A 15,560-nucleotide genomic window follows, 5' to 3' on the forward strand; every position below is an offset into this window, starting at 1 on the left:
GCTATTCGACCGATAGTGATCATCTCTTTCGTACGACGACGAAGTCGGCGAGCGCCGTGAACTGCGTCCGAACCCGGTCGGGCATGTCGATGGCGTCCAGGACCTCGATGGCGATGGTGTGCTGACGGCGTGCCTCTTCGGCGGTCCACTCGCGGCCGCCGGCCTCCTCGATGAGCGCGGCGCGGGCCGCGAACTCCTCCTCGGAGAAGTTCTCGAAGTCGCTGCTCTTGGCGTCGGCGGCGAGGATCTCGCCGAGCCGCTCGGAGGCGGGTCCGCCCGCCGCGAGCGCCGCCACCACGGGCAGGGACTTCTTGCGCTGGCGCAGATCGCTCCAGGTCTGCTTCCCGGTGGCCTCCGGGTCGCCCCAGATGCCGAGGAGGTCGTCGACGGCCTGGAAGGCCAGGCCGAGGTGGTGGCCGTACTTCTCCAGCACGTCGGCGGTGCGGTCGTCCGCACCGCCGAGCACGGCCCCGATGGAGGAGGCGCAGGCGAGCAGGGCGCCGGTCTTGTTGCCCTCCATCTCCAGGCACTCCTCGACGCTGACGCGGTCGCGGTGCTCGTAGGAGATGTCCTGCGCCTGGCCGTCGATGAGGGCGCGGGTCGCGGTGGTGAGGCGGCGGGTGGCGCGGCCGGCCTCGACGGTGCCGAGCTCCAGCAGGACCTCGTTGGCGAGCGCGAACAGGGCGTCGCCCACCAGGATGGCCTGCGCGGGGCCGTGCACCTTCCACACGGTGTCGCGGTGCCGGCGCTGCTCGTCACCGTCCATCAGGTCGTCGTGCAGCAGCGAGAAGTTGTGGACCAGCTCGACGGCGACGGCCCCCGGGATGCCGACCTCGGGCGCGGCACCGGTGACCTCGGCGGAGAGCACGGCGAGCGCGGGGCGCACGGCCTTGCCGCCGTCGCCCGCGGCCGGGTTGCCCTCGGCGTCGATCCAGCCGAAGTGGTAGGCGGAGACGGTGTCCATGGGCGGTGCCAGACGGTCCACGGCTGCGCGCAGCACCGGTGTGGCAAGGGTCCGGCCGCGCTCCAGGAGCGCGGACACGTCCACCGCGGTCCTCGCAGCGGCCGTCTCGGCCGGGGGCACAGTGGGCACAGTCTCTCCTCTTGTCGCGGTACCGGGGGTGCGGGGGCCTGCCGCGTGCTCGTCGAGCATCACGCCGCCTCCTCGAACTCGAAGAGCCGATGGGGGCGGGGCCGGCCCAGGGCAGCGAGCGCGGCATCGGCCGCGCTCACCCCACTGCGGACCGCACTTTCCATGGTCGCGGGCCACCCTGTGGCGGTCCACGCTCCGGCCAGGTACAGGCCGGGGGCCTTGGTGCGGGCGCCGGGCCGCAGCCGTCCGACGCCGGGGGCGGGAGCGAACGTCGCCGTGCGCTCCCTGGTCACGAAGAAGTCCCTCACCTCGGCGCCGCGCGCACCGGGCAGCAGCCGCTCCAGCTCGGGAAGGTAGCGCTCGCGCAGTTCGGCGACGGTCTCGTCGATCTCGTCGTGCGCGGCGGACTGGGACAGCGCCAGGTACTGGCCGTCCTTCAGCCCGGACGCCTCCGTCCGGTCGAACACCCACTGCACGGGGCTGCCCAGCGCGGCGAAGAAGGGCCGGGCGAGCACCTTGCGGTCGTAGACGACATGGACGTTGAGGATCGGAGCGGTGTCGATGGCGAGCAGCTGCTCAGGGGCGTCGAGGGCCCCTGCGGGCAGCAGATCGTGGGCCTCGCGCTGGGGTACGGCGAGGACGACGGCGTCGGCCTCGATGCTCTCGCCGGGAACCTGGACGGTCCAACGCCCGTTCTCCTCAGTGGAGACGGAGGTGACGCGTGTACGGACTTCGGTGCGCACGCCCGCGGAGTCGAGCGCCTTGCGGGCCAGCCGGTCGTGCAGTTCGCCCAGCGGCACATGGGCCCAGCCGATGTCGGCCGCGCCCGGGTCGGAGAGCAGACCGGTCTTGAACACCATCGCGGCCAGTGCCAGCGAGGAATCGCCGGCCACCGCGTTGAGGGTGGCGACCCCCACCAGGTCCCACAGTGCCTCGACGGCACGCGCCGACTGACCGTGCGCGGCCAGCCAGCTGCCGAAGTCCTGCGTGTCCAGGGCCGGATCGTTGAGGTCGAGCCCCTTGAGCGCGAGAGCGGCACGGCCCACTTTGACGCGCTCGGCGAGCGAGAGATGCGGGTAGGTCGCGAGGCTGCGCCCAAGATGCAGCGGCACGGGCAGCGCGTCGCGCCGCAGTCTGCCGAGCCGGCGTCCCTCGGGGCGGTTCGCGTCGAGTACGGGCACGTCGAGACGATCCTGCAGCGGAGACAGCGCCGAGCCCTCGATGCGGTCGAGGAACCAGCGGTAGGCGGTGCAGCAACGCAGGTACACGTGCTGTCCGTTGTCGACGGTGAGGTCGCCGCGCTGGAAGGAGAAGGCGAGCCCGCCCAGGCGCGGCCGGCCCTCGAGCAACGTCACGCGGACTCCGGCGTCGGCGAGCGCGAGCGCGGTGGTCACGCCGGCCAGCCCGCCGCCGACCACGACGGCATGGCGCCCGGCCCCGCCCGTCGATGGATCCGAGGGCAGCCCGTCGCCGCCCTGCGTCCCGTCGCTCATCGTGCACTCCCCCCTGTGCGCCCACCGTGGTGCGCGAACCCTCCATGGCAGGTCGTCGCAGTCAGGGACGCCGTCGCGCACCGGAGGGTTGCGTGCCGCATTTCTCCGGTGACATCACCTTGGCCCACTTTGTCCATCAGGTGCGCCTCCTGAGGGTCCTGCGCGTGACGTGGCGGGTGTCCAGTCCGGACAGGCCGCGCACGGCGACGTAGGCCTTCTCACGGCCGGGCAGCGAGACGCGGCCGCGCAGCACGGCCTCCGGCTCGCGCTCGATGCGGTCCAGGAGGCGGCGGTAGATGCCGGCCATGGCGGCGACACAGGCGCCGCTGCGGCGGTCGAGCATGGGGAGCAGCCGGTAGCCCTCGGCGAAAAGAGTGCGGGCCCGGCGCACCTCGAAGTGCACGAGACCCGCGAAGTCGGAGCCCTCCGGCGGAGTCGGCCCGTCGAACCCGGCCGAGCACCCGAATTTCGCGAGGTCGTCGGCGGGCAGATAGGTACGGCCGCCCTCGGCGTCCTCGCGGACGTCTCTCAGGATGTTGGTGAGCTGGAGCGCGAGCCCCAGCGTGTCGGCGTACTCCGAGGCGCGTTCGGAGCCGCGCGCCCCCGCCTCCGTGCCGAACACGCCGAGCGAGAGCCGCCCGATGGCGCCTGCGACACACCGGCAGTAGACCTTCAGATCGTCCCAGGTCTCGTAGGTCTCGCCCTGGACGTCCATCAGGACGCCGTCGATCAGCTCGTCCAGACCGCCGAGCGGGATCGGGAAGGCCTCGGCCGCGTGCGCGAGGGCGACCGCGACCGGGTCGGTGTCGTCCTCCTCCACCTTGCCTTCGCGGACCCGGGTCAGCAGCGCCCGGGTGTCCTCCAGCCGCGCCGACTTCACCTCGGTCGCCAGCGTGCCGTCGCCGATGTCGTCGACACGCCGTGAGAACGCGTACAGCGCCGACATGGCGCGCCGCTTCGGCGTGGGCAACAGTCTGATGCCGTACGCGAAATTGCGCGCCTGTTGTCCGGTGACGGCCTCGCAGTAGCTGTAGGCGGCGAGTACCGGCGCGGACATGTGCGGTGCAGACTCCACGGTCCGGATCACCCCTCTCCTCGCAGAGTCACGCCCACCTCACGCAGCAACTGGATCTTGCCGGGTTTGGGCGGGCCGGGAAGTACGTCGTATTCGGCGGCGACGATCGCTCTGATCGCCGCCCGTCCCCCCGCCACGAACCCCGCGAGCAGCAGCTTCAGTCTGCCGTGGACGCTACCCACCAGGGGGGCGCCTTCATTCAGGAGATCGCGGGCGCGTTCTGCTTCGTATGCAACCAGTGCGCGCACCGATGCGCCCGCGGAGGGCGTGGCGAGATCCGCTTCCTGGACGTGAAAGCGCTTCATGTCCTGGGCGGGCAGGTAGATGCGGTCGCGGCCGAGGTCCTCGGTCACGTCCTGAAGGTGTTCGACGATCTGCAGTGCGGTGCAGACCGCGTCGGAGAGCCGGATCCGCTCGGGGGTCTCGGTGCCGGTGACGCCGAGCACGAGGCGGCCGACCGGGTTTGCGGAGAGTTCACAGTAGGCAAGGAGATCGTCGTAGGTCTCGTAACGCGTGACGACCTGGTCCTGGCGGTTCGCGGCGATCAGGCCGAGGAAGGGCTCCGGGGTGAGCGCGCACCGGCGGACGGTCGGCTGGAGGCGGCGCAGCAGGGGATGGCTCGGGGTGCCGTCGAAGACCCGGCGCAGATCGGCCTCGAAGGCGTCCAGGAGGACCACGCGGTCCTCCGCGTCCTCGGGCGACACGCCGAGCAGTCGTGCGTCGGCGCCGCCGGGGGCGAGGTCGCCGTCGCCGATGTCGTCGACGAGGCGGGCGAATCCGTAGACCGCCATGAGGTCGGTGCGCCAGGCCCTGGGCAGGAAGAAAGGTGCCACGGGGAAGTTCTCGCCCGCGGCCTTGTCGAGTGTGCCGCGCTCCGGATCACCGGTGGCGGCGGTGCCGCTTCCCGTCACCGCTCGCTGCCAGGGGCGGGGACGGCACGTGCTTCGGTGAGCTGGGGAGTTTCCGTAGCCATTGCCGTCACATCTCCCGTTCTACACTGCCGACCCAATACACACTATTTCGGACACGCCGCCCAGTCGTCCGCACGGTGACCCGCATATGGGTGTCGCGCATTATCGCCCCACTTGCCGCTATTCGGCACCGGTACAGCTTACGTTGTACAACGCAGCGAGCTTCCTCGGGGTGTCCTGCACATCACAACAACACACCGATTGGCGTCAAGATTCCTTGGGCCGGGCCGAGTTGACGTTTCCTTTGCAGACGCGGGGCCCCGCCGGAGCAGTTCCGGCGGGGCCCTGGGAAGCGTTCCGGGCTTTTGCGCCCATATGCGAGTGGACTACTTGCCGGTGAACTTCTCGTACTCCTTGAGTACCTCTTCGGTCGGTCCGTCCATCCGCAGTTCGCCGCGTTCCAGCCACAGCACCCGGTCGCAGGTGTCGCGGATCGACTTGTTGTTGTGGCTGACCAGGAACACCGTGCCCGCGGACTTGCGCAGTTCACGGATGCGCTGCTCGGAGCGGACCTGGAACTTGCGGTCTCCGGTGGCCAGCGCCTCGTCGATCATCAGGACGTCGTGGTCCTTGGCGGCGGCGATGGAGAAGCGCAGCCGGGCCGCCATTCCGGAGGAATAGGTGCGCATGGGAAGGGTGATGAAGTCGCCCTTCTCGTTGATCCCGGAGAAATCGACGATCTCCTGGTAGCGCTCCCTGACCTGTTCGCGGCTCATGCCCATGGCGAGACCGCCCAGGATGACGTTCCGCTCGCCGGTGAGGTCGTTCATCAGGGCCGCGTTCACGCCCAGCAGCGAGGGCTGGCCGTTGGTGTAGACCCGGCCGCTCTCGGCCGGGAGCAGGCCGGCGATGGCGCGCAGCAGGGTCGACTTGCCGGAACCGTTGGAGCCGATCAGGCCGACGGCCTCGCCCCGGTAGGCGACGAAGGAGACGCCCCTGACGGCGTGCACCTTGCGCACCCCGCGCTCCTCGCCGCGCTTGACTATGCGGCTGAGGGCGGCGGTGGCGCTGCCCTTGCCGGTCTTGGCGCCGTGCACGCGGTAGACGATGTGCAGTTCGTCCGCGACGACGGTGGGGATCAGCGCCTCCGGCGTCTGGTCCACCGGGTTCTGCTCGGTGTCGGGCTCAGCCACGGCCGTACCTCTCCTCCGCCTGCCAGAAGTACACGAAGCCGCCGGCGAACAGGACCACGGCCCAGAAGGTGGCGATGGCCCAGACGTGCGGCGGCAGGTTCGAGGAGCCGTAGCCGTCGATGAGCGCGAAGCGCATCAGGTCCATGTAGATGGCGGCCGGGTTCACCTGGAGGAAGCGGATGAACACCTCGGAGCGGCCCTCCATCATCTTGCTGATGGAGAACATGACGCCGGAGGTGTACATCCAGGTGCGCAGAATGAACGGCATCAGCTGGGCGAGGTCCGGGGTCTTGGCGCCCATCCGCGCCACGATCAGCGCGAGCCCGGTGTTGAAGAGGAACTGCAGCAGCAGGATGGGGAGGATCAGCAGCCACGAGAGGCTCGGGTAGCTGCCGAAGCCGATCACGATGACGAACAGCACGGTCATCGAGAACAGCAGCTGCTGGAGCTGCTGGAGCGCGAAGGAGATCGGCAGCGAGGCCCGCGGGAAGTGCAGCGCGCGCACCAGGCCGAGGTTGCCGGAGATCGCGCGGACGCCCGCCATGATCGAGCTCTGCGTGAAGGTGAACACGAAGACGCCCGTGACCAGGAACGGGATGTACACGTCCCGCGACATGCCCCGGCTGGCCTTCAGGATGACGCCGAAGATGAAGAAGTAGACGGCCGCGTTCAGCAGCGGGGTGGCGACCTGCCAGAGCTGGCCGAGCTTCGCCTGGCTGTACTGGGCCGTCAGCTTCGCCTGGGAGAAGGCCAGGATGAAGTGACGTCGTCCCCAGAGCTGGCGGACGTAGTCGACGAGTCCGGGGCGGGCGCCGCTCACGGTCAGCCCGTACTTGGCGGCGAGTTGCGGCGCCGTGAGGCCTTCGTCGGGCGACGGGCGCGGGCTCACCGCGACCCCGCCGTCATGCGTTGTCTCACTCAAGGGTGGAAGCCTTCATGTTCGGATGCGTCTTACGATCGTCTTGCGTTCGTCTTACGGAATTGTGCTACAGGAAGCGACACGTATCCGCCGCCGGACACGGTTCGGGGGGCGTCCGCGCGCCGAGCGCGCGGTCACGCACCGTCGGGCCTGTCAGATCACGGGGGGCCGGCCCAGTCGGGTCAGCCGCCACACCGTACGCCACTTCATGGGCCTGCGCGGTCCGCACGGAGTGGTCCAGCCCTCCTTGAACCCGCCGAACCAGGCCTGCAGGGCAGGACGCGAGGGCCGGCGCAGGAGGGTGAGCAGCAGCCACACCCCGAGGTAGACGGGGACGAGGGGGGCGGGGAGGTTGCGGCGGGCCAGCCAGACCCGGTTGCGGGCGACCATGCGGTGGTAGACCGCGTGCCGCGAGGGCGCCGTCGTCGGGTGGTACAGGACCATGTCGGACCGGTAGTCGATCATCCAGCCGGCGTCGAGGGCCCGCCAGGCGAGGTCGGTCTCCTCGTGGGCGTAGAAGAACTCGTCCGGGAGGGCGCCGACCTCGGCGAAGACCTTCGTACGGACCGCGTTGGCGCCGCCGAGGAAGGTGGTGACGCGGGAGGAGCGCATCGGGTCGGAGGCGCGCAGCCGGGGGACGTGGCGGCGCTGGGTGACGCCGGTGTCCGGGTCGGCGATGCGGAAGCTGATGATGCCGAGCCGGGGGTCTGCGGCGAAGGCCTGACGGCACAGCTCGGCGGTGTCGTGCTGGGCGAGCAGTCCGTCGTCGTCGAGGAACATCACTATGTCGACATCGCGACCGCACGGCCCGAAGGCCTCCAGGCCGATGTTGCGCCCGCCGGGAATGCCGAGGTTCTCGGGCAGCTCTATGGTCCGGACGCCGTCCGGTACGTCGGGCACGGGCGAGCCGTTGCCGACGACGACCGCCTCGACCCGGTCGCCGTCCTGCTTGGCGACCGAGTCGAGCAACGCCCGTAGTTCGTCGGGCCGGTTGCCCATGGTGATGATCACCGCGCCGACCTTCATGCCGCTCACTTCAGCCTGCTCGACGCGAGGATCGACACCAGGTGCAGCAGGGTCTGAAGCAGCGCGATGCCGGCGAGTACGGCGACGCCGAGCCGCGAGTAGAAGAGGTCGCCGCGGACCTGGTCGACGATCGCGAGGACCAGGATCAGCAGGGACGCCTCGATGCCGAGGATCAGCCGGTGGAACTTGAAGGCGGCGGCGGCCCGGCGGGCCAGCGCCATCCCGGAGGACCGCATCTCGGCCGCGGACTCCTGCACCGGTGCCTTGCCGGTCTGGTGCCGGGCGACCCCGACCAGGTCGGTCTCGGCCTTGATCAGGATCGCGCCGAGCGCGGCCAGCGTCCCGAGGAACGCCCACAGCCAGTCGATACGGCCGCTGCCCCACAGGTCGGCGGCGCGCAGCCCGAAGCCGACGAGGACGGCCGCGTCGGTCAGATAGGCGCCGACCCGGTCGAGGTAGACCCCGGCAAGGGAGTACTGCTTGCGCCAGCGGGCGATCTCGCCGTCGACGCAGTCCAGCAGCAGATACATCTGGACGCACACCACGCCCAGCACGGCGCCCGTGATCCCCGGCACCAGCAGCGCCGGGGCGGCGAGTACGCCGAAGACGGTCATCAGGTACGTGAGCTGGTTGGGCGAGACCCTGGTGTTCACCAGGTAGCGGTCCACCCGCAGGGACACCTCACGCATGTAGAGGCGTCCCATCCAGTGCTCACCGCTGCGCCGGTCCTTCACCCCTGCGGGGTGGACGACGGGACGGAGTTCAGCTACCGATGGCCTTGACATAGTCGGCGTAGATGTCCTTGATCTGGTCGGTTTTCAGGTCGAGGTGTTCGAGGATCGTGTAGCGGCCGGGGCGGGTCTCCGGAGCGAACTCCACGGCGCGGACGAACTCGTCCACCGTGAAGCCGATCTCCTCGGGAAGCACCGGCAGTCCGTGCCGGCGCAGCACCTCGGCCATGTACGCCGATTCCTCGTGGGCTCCGCGCAGGTACATCGCGAAGGCCGCGCCCAGTCCGCACTGCTCGCCGTGGGCGGCCGCGCGTTTGGGGAAGAGCAGGTCGAAGGCGTGGTTGATCTCGTGGCAGGCGCCGGAGGACGGGCGGGAGTCGCCCGACACCGACATGGCGATGCCGGTGAGGACCAGTGCCTCGGCCAGGACCTGGAGGAAGCCGTCGTCGCCGACGCCACCGGGGTGCCGGAGCACCGCCTCGCCGGCCTGGCGTGCCATCGCCGCGGCGAGACCGTCGATCTTCTCGCCCTTGACCCGGTTGGCCAGCTCCCAGTCCGCGACCGCGGAGATGTTGGAGACGGCGTCGCCGATGCCGGAGCGCACGAAGCGGACGGGAGCCTCACGGATCACATTGAGGTCGATGACCACGGCGATCGGATTGGGCACACCGTACGAGCCGCGCCCCGCGTCGTTGTCGAGCGTCGCGACCGGCGAACACAGGCCGTCGTGGGCGAGGTTGGTGGCGACGGCCACCAGCGGAAGGCCCACGCGTGCCGCCGCGAACTTGGCGCAGTCGATGATCTTTCCGCCGCCGAGGCCCACGACCGCGTCGTACCGACCGCCCTTTATGTCGCCGGCCAGCCGGACCGCGTCGTCGATGGTGCCGCCGTCGACCTCGAACCAGGTGGCGCCGGGCAGGCTCGGCGCGATCCGCGCGCGCAGCCGGGCGCCCGAGCCGCCGCTGACCGCGATGGCGAGCTTGCCGGAGTGCGAGATGCGTTCGTCGGCGAGCACGCACGCCAGGTCGTCGAGGGCACCCGGGCGGATGTCCACGACGACGGGCGAGGGAATCAGCCGGGTCAGTACAGGCACGCGATCTCCCGCCCCTTGGCCAGATCGTCGTGGTTGTCGATCTCGACCCACTTGACGTCGCCGATCGGGGCGACGTCGATCCGGAAGCCGCGGTTGACCAGTTCCTGGTAGCCGTGCTCGTAGAACTGCTGCGGGTCGGTCTCCCACACCGTCTTGAGCGCGTCGGCCAGTTCGGGGGTGGCGTCGCCCTCGATGAGGGTCACGCCGATGTACTCGCCGGTGGCCTCGGCGGGGTCCATCAGCTTGGTGATCTTCGTCATGCCCTTGGCAGGGTCGACGACGACCTTCATCTCCTCGTCCGCGAGGGACTTGACGGTGTCCAGCGCGAGGATGATCCGCTTGCCTTCGCCGCGGGCCGCGAGCAGCGTCTTCTCGACGGAGACCGGGTGGACGGTGTCGCCGTTGGCGAGGATCACGCCGTCCTTGAGGGCGTCACGTCCGCACCACAGGGAGTAGGCGTTGTTCCACTCCTCGGCCTTGTCGTTGTCGATGAGGGTGAGCTTGAGCCCGTACTTCGCCTCGAGGGCCGCCTTGCGCTCGTACACGGCTTCCTTGCGGTAGCCGACGATGATCGCGACCTCGGTCAGACCGATCTCGGCGAAGTTGCCGAGGGTGAGGTCCAGGACCGTCGGTTCGCCCTCTATGCCCGCGGGCCCCACCGGCACCAGCGCCTTGGGAAGGCTGTCGGTGTAGGGGCGCAGACGCCGTCCGGCGCCGGCCGCCAGCACGAGGCCGATCATGCGGGTTCTCCTTCATCGTGTACGGCGGGCGCCCCTGCGGACACCCAGAAGCGGATGCTCTCGAAGAGCACCAGCAGAGCCACGGCCACGGCCAGGACCGTGAGCGCGACCGGGAACTGCGACGCGGTGAGCGCGGCGGCGAGAACGGTGACGAGCAGCGTCCGCCCCTCCTGCCCCCCGATGGCGCGCACCAGCCAGGCCGGGGACGCCCCGGCGTTGCCGCGGATGCGGTACACCGTGTCGTAGTGATGGTAGGCGACGGCGGCCACCAGTCCGAAAGCCGCTGGAAGTGCTCCGTTTACCTCCGCTTTAGCCGCGAGCACCAGGACGGTGCAGTATTCGGCCGCCCGGAAGAGCGGGGGGACGAGCCAGTCGAGGGCGCCCTTGAGGGGGCGGGACAGAGCCTGGCCGGAGGTGAGCGCGTAGACGAGGGCGCCGACCACGGGGGCCCAGGTGACGCCGGAGAAGAGGGAGACGGCGAGGATCGTGGTGCCCGCGAGTGCGATCAGGAGCGGGGCGCCGAGGCGGCCGGGGTTGACGCGGGCCACGAAGGACGCAAGGGGTCCGTTGTCGGCGAGGTCCGCGAGCGCCTGCGCCGCCCGGTCCGTCCGCCGTGCCTTCCGGGTCAGCGAGCGCAGCACCCGGCCCGCCGTCGTGTACGTCGCCGCGAAGGCACAGCCGACGAGGAGGACGTAGAAGGTGATCCGGGGGGTCGTCACGGCCGTGAGGACGGCGATCATCGCCCATCGTTCGCCGATGGGCAGGACTATCATCCGGCGCACCCAGACCGTCCAGCCGACGCTGTCGAGCTTGTCGGAGAGGGCGGCGGTGGGGCTGGTGTTGGCGGTGGCGTCGTGGTTGGCCTCGTTGAAGGAGAAGTCCACGACGTGCCGGCAGGTCTGGAGGACCATCGCGCCGAGCGCGAGCGCCCATACGTCGTCGCCGCCCCGGGCCGCCCCCAGCGCGAGGCCCGCGTAGTAGGCGTACTCCTTGGCCCGGTCGAAGGTGGCGTCGAGCCAGGCGCCGAGGGTGGAGTACTGGAGGGAGTAGCGCGCGAGCTGGCCGTCCGTGCAGTCCAGGACGAAGGACGCGATCAGCAGGACGCCGGCTGCGACGAACCCGGCGCGGGTGCCGGTGGCCGCGCAGCCCGCCGCGATGAGCGCGGTGAGGAGGGAGGCGGTGGTGACCTGGTTCGGGGTGAGGCCGCGGCGGGCGCACCAGCGGGCGATGTAGCGGGAGTACGGGCTGATGAAGTGGGTGGTGAAGAAGCCGTCGCGGGACTTCACGGCCGACTTGAGGCGTACGGCCTCGTCGTCGACGGCGGCGACGGCCTGCCGTGCCTCGCTGCCGGCCTGCGGGTCTACGGGGACCGTGGCGACGAGGCTGCCCAGTTCGGGGCGGTGCACGTCCGCGCCGTCGGCGTCGAGGGCGGTGACGATGCGGTCGGCGAGGTTGTCGAGGAGGGTCGTGCCGCCGCCGGCCGAGTTCTCGCGGGCCATCGCTCGGGTCAGGGCCTGGCGGCCGGCCGGCTGCGCGGTGACGGCGCCCGGTACCGCGGCGAGCGGGAAGCGGGGGTCGGTCAGGCCGAGGCGCAGCGCGTGCAGATGGCCGACGAAGCGGGCGTCCACGACGGCGACGCGACGGTCACCGGGAACGGCCGCCAGGAGCGTTTCCGCCTCGGTGGCGTCGGCGGCGATCCGGACGTCGAAGCCGAGCGAGCGCAGGTCGTCCTCGATCGACGATCCGGGGACCGGCTGACCGGTGAGGATGGCGGTCGACAACCGAACTCACTCCCTGGTGCCGACGCGTGGGCGCCGGTCATGTGCATGGTGGTGGCGCCCCTTGGGTGGCACCCGGGCGGCATGTCGGCAGAGGCTATCGGATGCTCTCAAGCCCGTGTTCACCGGCCGTTCATAGGCTGATCAACAGGATCTGCAGGCGCCTCCGCCGAGATCATCATCAGGGATTCGGCCCCTGGCCGACAAACCGCACCTGCCAGAGCGGGCATCGCAGGACATTCCGCGAAGCCCGCGACGGCGGTTCACGGGGGGCAAGGCACGACCACGGGCATCCCACACGCACGGCGCTCCCGTCACCGGTACGGCCGCGGCGGCGTACCGGGGCAGGCTGCGCGTCGCGCCGGGGATCACGCTCACCGTGATGGTGGTCGAGGTGGTCGACAGGCTGCTCGCGGACTCCCTGGCGCTCATCGCGGACGCGACCCACATGGCGACGGACGCGCTCGAGCCCGGCATGGCGCCGGCCACGGGCCGGCAGGCGGCCGACCCGATCGCCTCGCTCGTCATCGGCCTGGTGATCGAGGACATCCACGATCTGCACGCCTGGACGATCACCTCGGGCACGCGCGGCACGAGGCGAAGCTCTGTCACCGACGGCTGACGGAAACCGACCGAATCCGAGGGAAAACGACCGGGCCGGACGGAACGCAACCGTCCGGCGTACACCCGTGTCCACACTCCCGTGACCCCACCCCCGGACGGTTCCCCTGTCGCCGCGCCGGGCACGATGAACTGCCGGGAGTGCCGGATTCGTACGGCAGACTTGGCTCTGAAGACCGATGTGAAGGATGGGTATGCCGATCACACCTGCCACCGCGACGCACACCTCGTCGAACGGCACCGCCGAAGCGATCCTGCTCGAACTGGTCGACGAGAACGGCGTGACGATCGGCACCGCGGAGAAGCTCTCCGCCCACCAGCCACCGGGGCGGCTGCACCGCGCCTTCTCCGTCTTCCTCTTCGACGAGCAGGGGCGGCTGCTGCTGCAGCAGCGGGCGCTCGGCAAGTACCACTCCCCCGGCGTCTGGTCCAACACCTGCTGCGGCCACCCCTACCCGGGCGAGGCGCCCTTCGCGGCGGCGGCCCGGCGGACGTACGAGGAGCTCGGGGTGTCGCCGTCGCTGCTCGCCGAGGCGGGCACGGTGCGCTACAACCACCCGGACCCGGACTCGGGCCTGGTGGAGCAGGAGTACAACCACCTCTTCGTCGGCATGGTGCAGTCCGCGCTGCGGCCGGACCCGGAGGAGGTGGGCACGACCGCGTTCGTGACCCCCGCCGAGCTGGCGGAGCGGCACGCGAAGGACACCTTCTCGTCCTGGTTCATGACGGTGCTGGACGCGGCCCGCCCGGCGGTCCGCGAGCTGACGGGCCCGTCCGCGGGCTGGTGACCGCCCGGCCTACGGCACCCGCGCGGCGGTGAGCGGCAGCGCGGCCCAGATCACCTTGCCGCCGCTCGCCGTGTGCTCGACGTCGCAGACGCCGCCCGCCTCCCGGGTCACCTCGCGCACCAGGAGCAGTCCCCGGCCGCCGGTCTCGTCGTGGTCGGCCACCAGGGCGGTCGGGCGGTAGGGGTGGTTGTCCTCGACGGACACCCGCACCCACTCGGCGCCGACGGCGACCTCCACCGCGAGTATCGGCGACAGCAGCGCCGCGTGCTTGACCCCGTTGGTGACCAGCTCGGAGACGATCAGCAACAGCCCTTGCAGCAGGTCGTCCGTCAGGGGCACGCCCTGGCGGAGCAGCAGGTCCCGCACGGCGTGCCGCGCCTGCGGGACGGAGGCGTCGACGGCGGAGGCGGTGAACCGCCAGACTCCCTCGTACGGCAGCGGACCCGGCGGGGCGGGGGCCGGGGGATCGTCCCCGACGCCGCCTTCTGGGCGGGGACCTGATCCACGCCCATCGTTCTCCATCGTCCGGTCGCCACCCTTGCGCTCGATTGTCACCACCCGACGAGTGTTGGCAACGACCCGCTCCACCCCCTACGACTGAACAGAAGTCAGCAGTTTTCGGGTGTATTACGACCGCTTCAGCCCGGTACGGTCGCGTGTCGGACCGCTCGTGTTCCGATCATGCCGACTTCGCGAACTCTTCCGGTTGTACGTAGCATCCGGCGCATGGAGCCCCGACTGCTGCACGAGGTCGCCGACTCGGTCGCCACCGTCGTCGTCCACCATCCCGGCAAGCGCAACGCGATGACGGCCGCGATGTGGCGCGCGCTGCCGCCGCTGCTCGACACCCTGGCGGCCGACCCGGCCGTACGGGCGCTGGTGCTGACCGGTGAGGGCGGGACGTTCTGCGCCGGGGCCGACATCTCCACGCTGCGGGAGTCGGCGGGTGAGGCGCAGGGGCTCGCGGTGCTCGCGGAGGAGGCTCTCGCGGCGTTCCCGAAGCCGACGCTTGCGGCGATCCGGGGTCACTGTGTGGGCGGCGGCGCGCAGTTGGCGGCGGCCTGCGATCTGCGGTTCGCGGAGCAGGGGGCGCTGTTCGGGGTGACTCCGGCGAAGCTCGGGATCGTGTATCCGGCGTCCTCCACCCGGCGGTTGGTGTCACTGGTGGGTCCGGGAACCGCCAAGTACCTCCTCTTCTCGGGCGAGTTGATCGACGCGGAGCGGGCGCTGCGCACCGGGTTCCTCGACGAGCTGCTGCCCGAGGGCGAACTCGCCAAACGGGTAGCGGAGTTCACCCGGGTGCTGGCCGCCCGCTCCCGGCTGACGCAGGCCGCGGCGAAGGAGTTCGCCAACGGGCTTACGGACAGGGACGGTTACTGGGCCGAGCAGGCACGCGGCAGCGACGACACCGCGGAAGGCGTCGCCGCGTTCCTGGAACGCCGCGAGCCGCGCTTCACCTGGACTGCGTGAGGATGAATCGGCTCTTGGCCCGGATCTTCTCGACGAGATGCGCGGGCGCCTTCTCCGGGGACCCCGCGTCGTAGGGCGGCTGCGGGTCGTACTCGGTCAACAGCTGTACGGCCTGCGCGTGTTCGTCGCCGGCGATCCGGCCGAGCAGGGTCAGGCCCATGTCGATGCCGGAGGAGACACCGGCCGCGGTGACGTACTTGCCGTCGGTCACCACGCGCTCCCCCGTGGGCTCGACACCGAACCGTTCCAATTGCTCCAGGGCCAGCCAGTGGGAGGTCGCGCGGCGGCCTTTGAGCAGCCCAGCGGCGGCCAGCAGCAGCGACCCGGTGCACACCGAGGTCGTCCAGGTGCTGGTCGCGTCGGCGGTGCGCAGCCAGTCCAGGAGGGTCCCGTTCTCCATCTGCGGGGTCTGGCCGGGACCGCCCGGCACGACCACGATGTCGGGGCTCGTCACCTCGGCCAGGGTCCGGTCGGCGACGAGCGCCAGGTTCCCGCTCTCGTTACGGACGGAGCCGGTCTCCTCGGCGACGAACACGGTCTCCGCGTCGGGGAGACGGCCGAGGGTCTCGTAGGGGCCTACGGCGTCGAGGGCGGTGAAGCGGTCGAAGAGGACGATGGCGATTTGCATC

The 15,560-nt window shown here is 70.6% G+C and carries 16 protein-coding genes and 1 pseudogene; 3 read left to right on the forward strand and 14 right to left on the reverse strand.

The window, feature by feature from the left end:
* Positions 1–19 precede the first annotated feature (19 nt).
* From SSP08S_RS21525 to SSP08S_RS21575, 12 genes are all read right to left on the reverse strand, one after another.
* Positions 20–1,153 (reverse strand): polyprenyl synthetase family protein, encoded by a 1,134-nt coding sequence (locus SSP08S_RS21525; protein WP_026178708.1) that lies wholly within the window; start codon positions 1,151–1,153, stop codon positions 20–22.
* Positions 1,153–2,586, reverse strand: a complete 1,434-nt coding sequence (hpnE, locus tag SSP08S_RS21530) for a hydroxysqualene dehydroxylase HpnE (protein WP_019069699.1) — start codon at positions 2,584–2,586, stop codon at positions 1,153–1,155. The genes SSP08S_RS21525 and hpnE overlap by 1 nt, the downstream gene beginning before the upstream one ends.
* The gene (locus SSP08S_RS64545) at positions 2,583–2,723 is read right to left on the reverse strand and encodes a DUF6380 family protein (RefSeq protein WP_369407096.1); all 141 of its coding nucleotides are present in this window, start codon (positions 2,721–2,723) and stop codon (positions 2,583–2,585) included. The genes hpnE and SSP08S_RS64545 overlap by 4 nt, the downstream gene beginning before the upstream one ends.
* Positions 2,723–3,673: a presqualene diphosphate synthase HpnD gene (gene hpnD, locus SSP08S_RS21535; protein WP_026178709.1), complete on the reverse strand. Its 951-nt coding sequence runs from the start codon at positions 3,671–3,673 to the stop codon at positions 2,723–2,725. Before hpnD ends, SSP08S_RS64545 begins: the two co-directional genes overlap by 1 nt.
* The gene (hpnC, locus tag SSP08S_RS21540) at positions 3,670–4,572 is read right to left on the reverse strand and encodes a squalene synthase HpnC (RefSeq protein WP_019069701.1); all 903 of its coding nucleotides are present in this window, start codon (positions 4,570–4,572) and stop codon (positions 3,670–3,672) included. Before hpnC ends, hpnD begins: the two co-directional genes overlap by 4 nt.
* 386 nt (positions 4,573–4,958) lie before the next feature.
* Positions 4,959–5,765: an ABC transporter ATP-binding protein gene (locus SSP08S_RS21545; RefSeq protein ID WP_019069702.1), complete on the reverse strand. Its 807-nt coding sequence runs from the start codon at positions 5,763–5,765 to the stop codon at positions 4,959–4,961.
* Positions 5,758–6,687, reverse strand: coding sequence for an ABC transporter permease (locus SSP08S_RS21550; RefSeq protein ID WP_026178711.1), 930 nt, complete (start codon positions 6,685–6,687; stop codon positions 5,758–5,760). Before SSP08S_RS21550 ends, SSP08S_RS21545 begins: the two co-directional genes overlap by 8 nt.
* A 150-nt stretch (positions 6,688–6,837) precedes the next feature.
* The gene (locus SSP08S_RS21555) at positions 6,838–7,710 is read right to left on the reverse strand and encodes a glycosyltransferase family 2 protein (RefSeq protein WP_019069704.1); all 873 of its coding nucleotides are present in this window, start codon (positions 7,708–7,710) and stop codon (positions 6,838–6,840) included.
* 5 nt (positions 7,711–7,715) lie between these two features.
* The gene (locus SSP08S_RS21560) at positions 7,716–8,495 is read right to left on the reverse strand and encodes a CDP-alcohol phosphatidyltransferase family protein (protein ID WP_078532484.1); all 780 of its coding nucleotides are present in this window, start codon (positions 8,493–8,495) and stop codon (positions 7,716–7,718) included.
* Positions 8,473–9,534 (reverse strand): iron-containing alcohol dehydrogenase family protein, encoded by a 1,062-nt coding sequence (locus SSP08S_RS21565; protein WP_019069706.1) that lies wholly within the window; start codon positions 9,532–9,534, stop codon positions 8,473–8,475. Before SSP08S_RS21565 ends, SSP08S_RS21560 begins: the two co-directional genes overlap by 23 nt.
* Complete coding sequence (locus tag SSP08S_RS21570) at positions 9,522–10,274, reverse strand: phosphocholine cytidylyltransferase family protein (protein ID WP_019069707.1); 753 nt, start codon at positions 10,272–10,274, stop codon at positions 9,522–9,524. Before SSP08S_RS21570 ends, SSP08S_RS21565 begins: the two co-directional genes overlap by 13 nt.
* The gene (locus SSP08S_RS21575) at positions 10,271–12,055 is read right to left on the reverse strand and encodes a DUF5941 domain-containing protein (protein WP_019069708.1); all 1,785 of its coding nucleotides are present in this window, start codon (positions 12,053–12,055) and stop codon (positions 10,271–10,273) included. The genes SSP08S_RS21570 and SSP08S_RS21575 overlap by 4 nt, the downstream gene beginning before the upstream one ends.
* 266 nt (positions 12,056–12,321) lie before the next feature.
* On the opposite strand from SSP08S_RS21575, the pseudogene SSP08S_RS63495 reads away from it, so the two are divergent.
* Both SSP08S_RS63495 and idi read left to right on the forward strand, forming a co-directional pair.
* Positions 12,322–12,533, forward strand: a pseudogene (locus tag SSP08S_RS63495) (cation diffusion facilitator family transporter); the annotation flags it as partial.
* A gap of 334 nt (positions 12,534–12,867) precedes the next feature.
* Positions 12,868–13,461, forward strand: a complete 594-nt coding sequence (gene idi, locus SSP08S_RS21585) for an isopentenyl-diphosphate Delta-isomerase (protein ID WP_019069710.1) — start codon at positions 12,868–12,870, stop codon at positions 13,459–13,461.
* A 9-nt stretch (positions 13,462–13,470) separates the two neighbouring features.
* Here the strand turns inward: idi and SSP08S_RS21590 are convergent, their stop codons facing one another.
* Positions 13,471–13,983 (reverse strand): ATP-binding protein, encoded by a 513-nt coding sequence (locus SSP08S_RS21590; RefSeq protein ID WP_051105954.1) that lies wholly within the window; start codon positions 13,981–13,983, stop codon positions 13,471–13,473.
* Between the two features lie 204 nt (positions 13,984–14,187).
* On the opposite strand from SSP08S_RS21590, the gene SSP08S_RS21595 reads away from it, so the two are divergent.
* Entirely contained in the window at positions 14,188–14,931 is a 744-nt protein-coding gene (locus SSP08S_RS21595) for an enoyl-CoA hydratase/isomerase family protein (protein WP_019069712.1), read from the forward strand.
* Here the strand turns inward: SSP08S_RS21595 and SSP08S_RS21600 are convergent.
* On the reverse strand, positions 14,915–15,559 hold the full coding sequence (locus SSP08S_RS21600) for a DJ-1/PfpI family protein (protein WP_019069713.1): 645 nt from the start codon (positions 15,557–15,559) through the stop codon (positions 14,915–14,917). The genes SSP08S_RS21595 and SSP08S_RS21600 overlap by 17 nt on opposite strands.
* Position 15,560: the final 1 nt, after the last annotated feature.

Source organism: Streptomyces hokutonensis, from assembly GCF_000376565.1.
Taxonomy (GTDB): Bacteria; Actinomycetota; Actinomycetes; order Streptomycetales; family Streptomycetaceae; genus Streptomyces; species Streptomyces hokutonensis.

Bases quoted from the DNA above. Each gene is read 5' to 3' on its own strand.
- SSP08S_RS21525 (WP_026178708.1), bottom strand. From the start codon at position 1,153: ATGCTCGACGAGCACGCGGCAGGCCCCCGCACCCCCGGTACCGCGACA.
- hpnE (WP_019069699.1), bottom strand. From the start codon at position 2,586: ATGAGCGACGGGACGCAGGGCGGCGACGGGCTGCCCTCGGATCCATCG.
- SSP08S_RS64545 (WP_369407096.1), bottom strand. From the start codon at position 2,723: ATGGACAAAGTGGGCCAAGGTGATGTCACCGGAGAAATGCGGCACGCA.
- SSP08S_RS21555 (WP_019069704.1), bottom strand. From the start codon at position 7,710: ATGAAGGTCGGCGCGGTGATCATCACCATGGGCAACCGGCCCGACGAA.
- SSP08S_RS21560 (WP_078532484.1), bottom strand. From the start codon at position 8,495: ATGTCAAGGCCATCGGTAGCTGAACTCCGTCCCGTCGTCCACCCCGCA.
- SSP08S_RS21570 (WP_019069707.1), bottom strand. From the start codon at position 10,274: ATGATCGGCCTCGTGCTGGCGGCCGGCGCCGGACGGCGTCTGCGCCCC.
- idi (WP_019069710.1), top strand. From the start codon at position 12,868: ATGCCGATCACACCTGCCACCGCGACGCACACCTCGTCGAACGGCACC.
- SSP08S_RS21590 (WP_051105954.1), bottom strand. From the start codon at position 13,983: ATGGAGAACGATGGGCGTGGATCAGGTCCCCGCCCAGAAGGCGGCGTC.
- SSP08S_RS21595 (WP_019069712.1), top strand. From the start codon at position 14,188: ATGGAGCCCCGACTGCTGCACGAGGTCGCCGACTCGGTCGCCACCGTC.
- SSP08S_RS21600 (WP_019069713.1), bottom strand. From the start codon at position 15,559: ATGCAAATCGCCATCGTCCTCTTCGACCGCTTCACCGCCCTCGACGCC.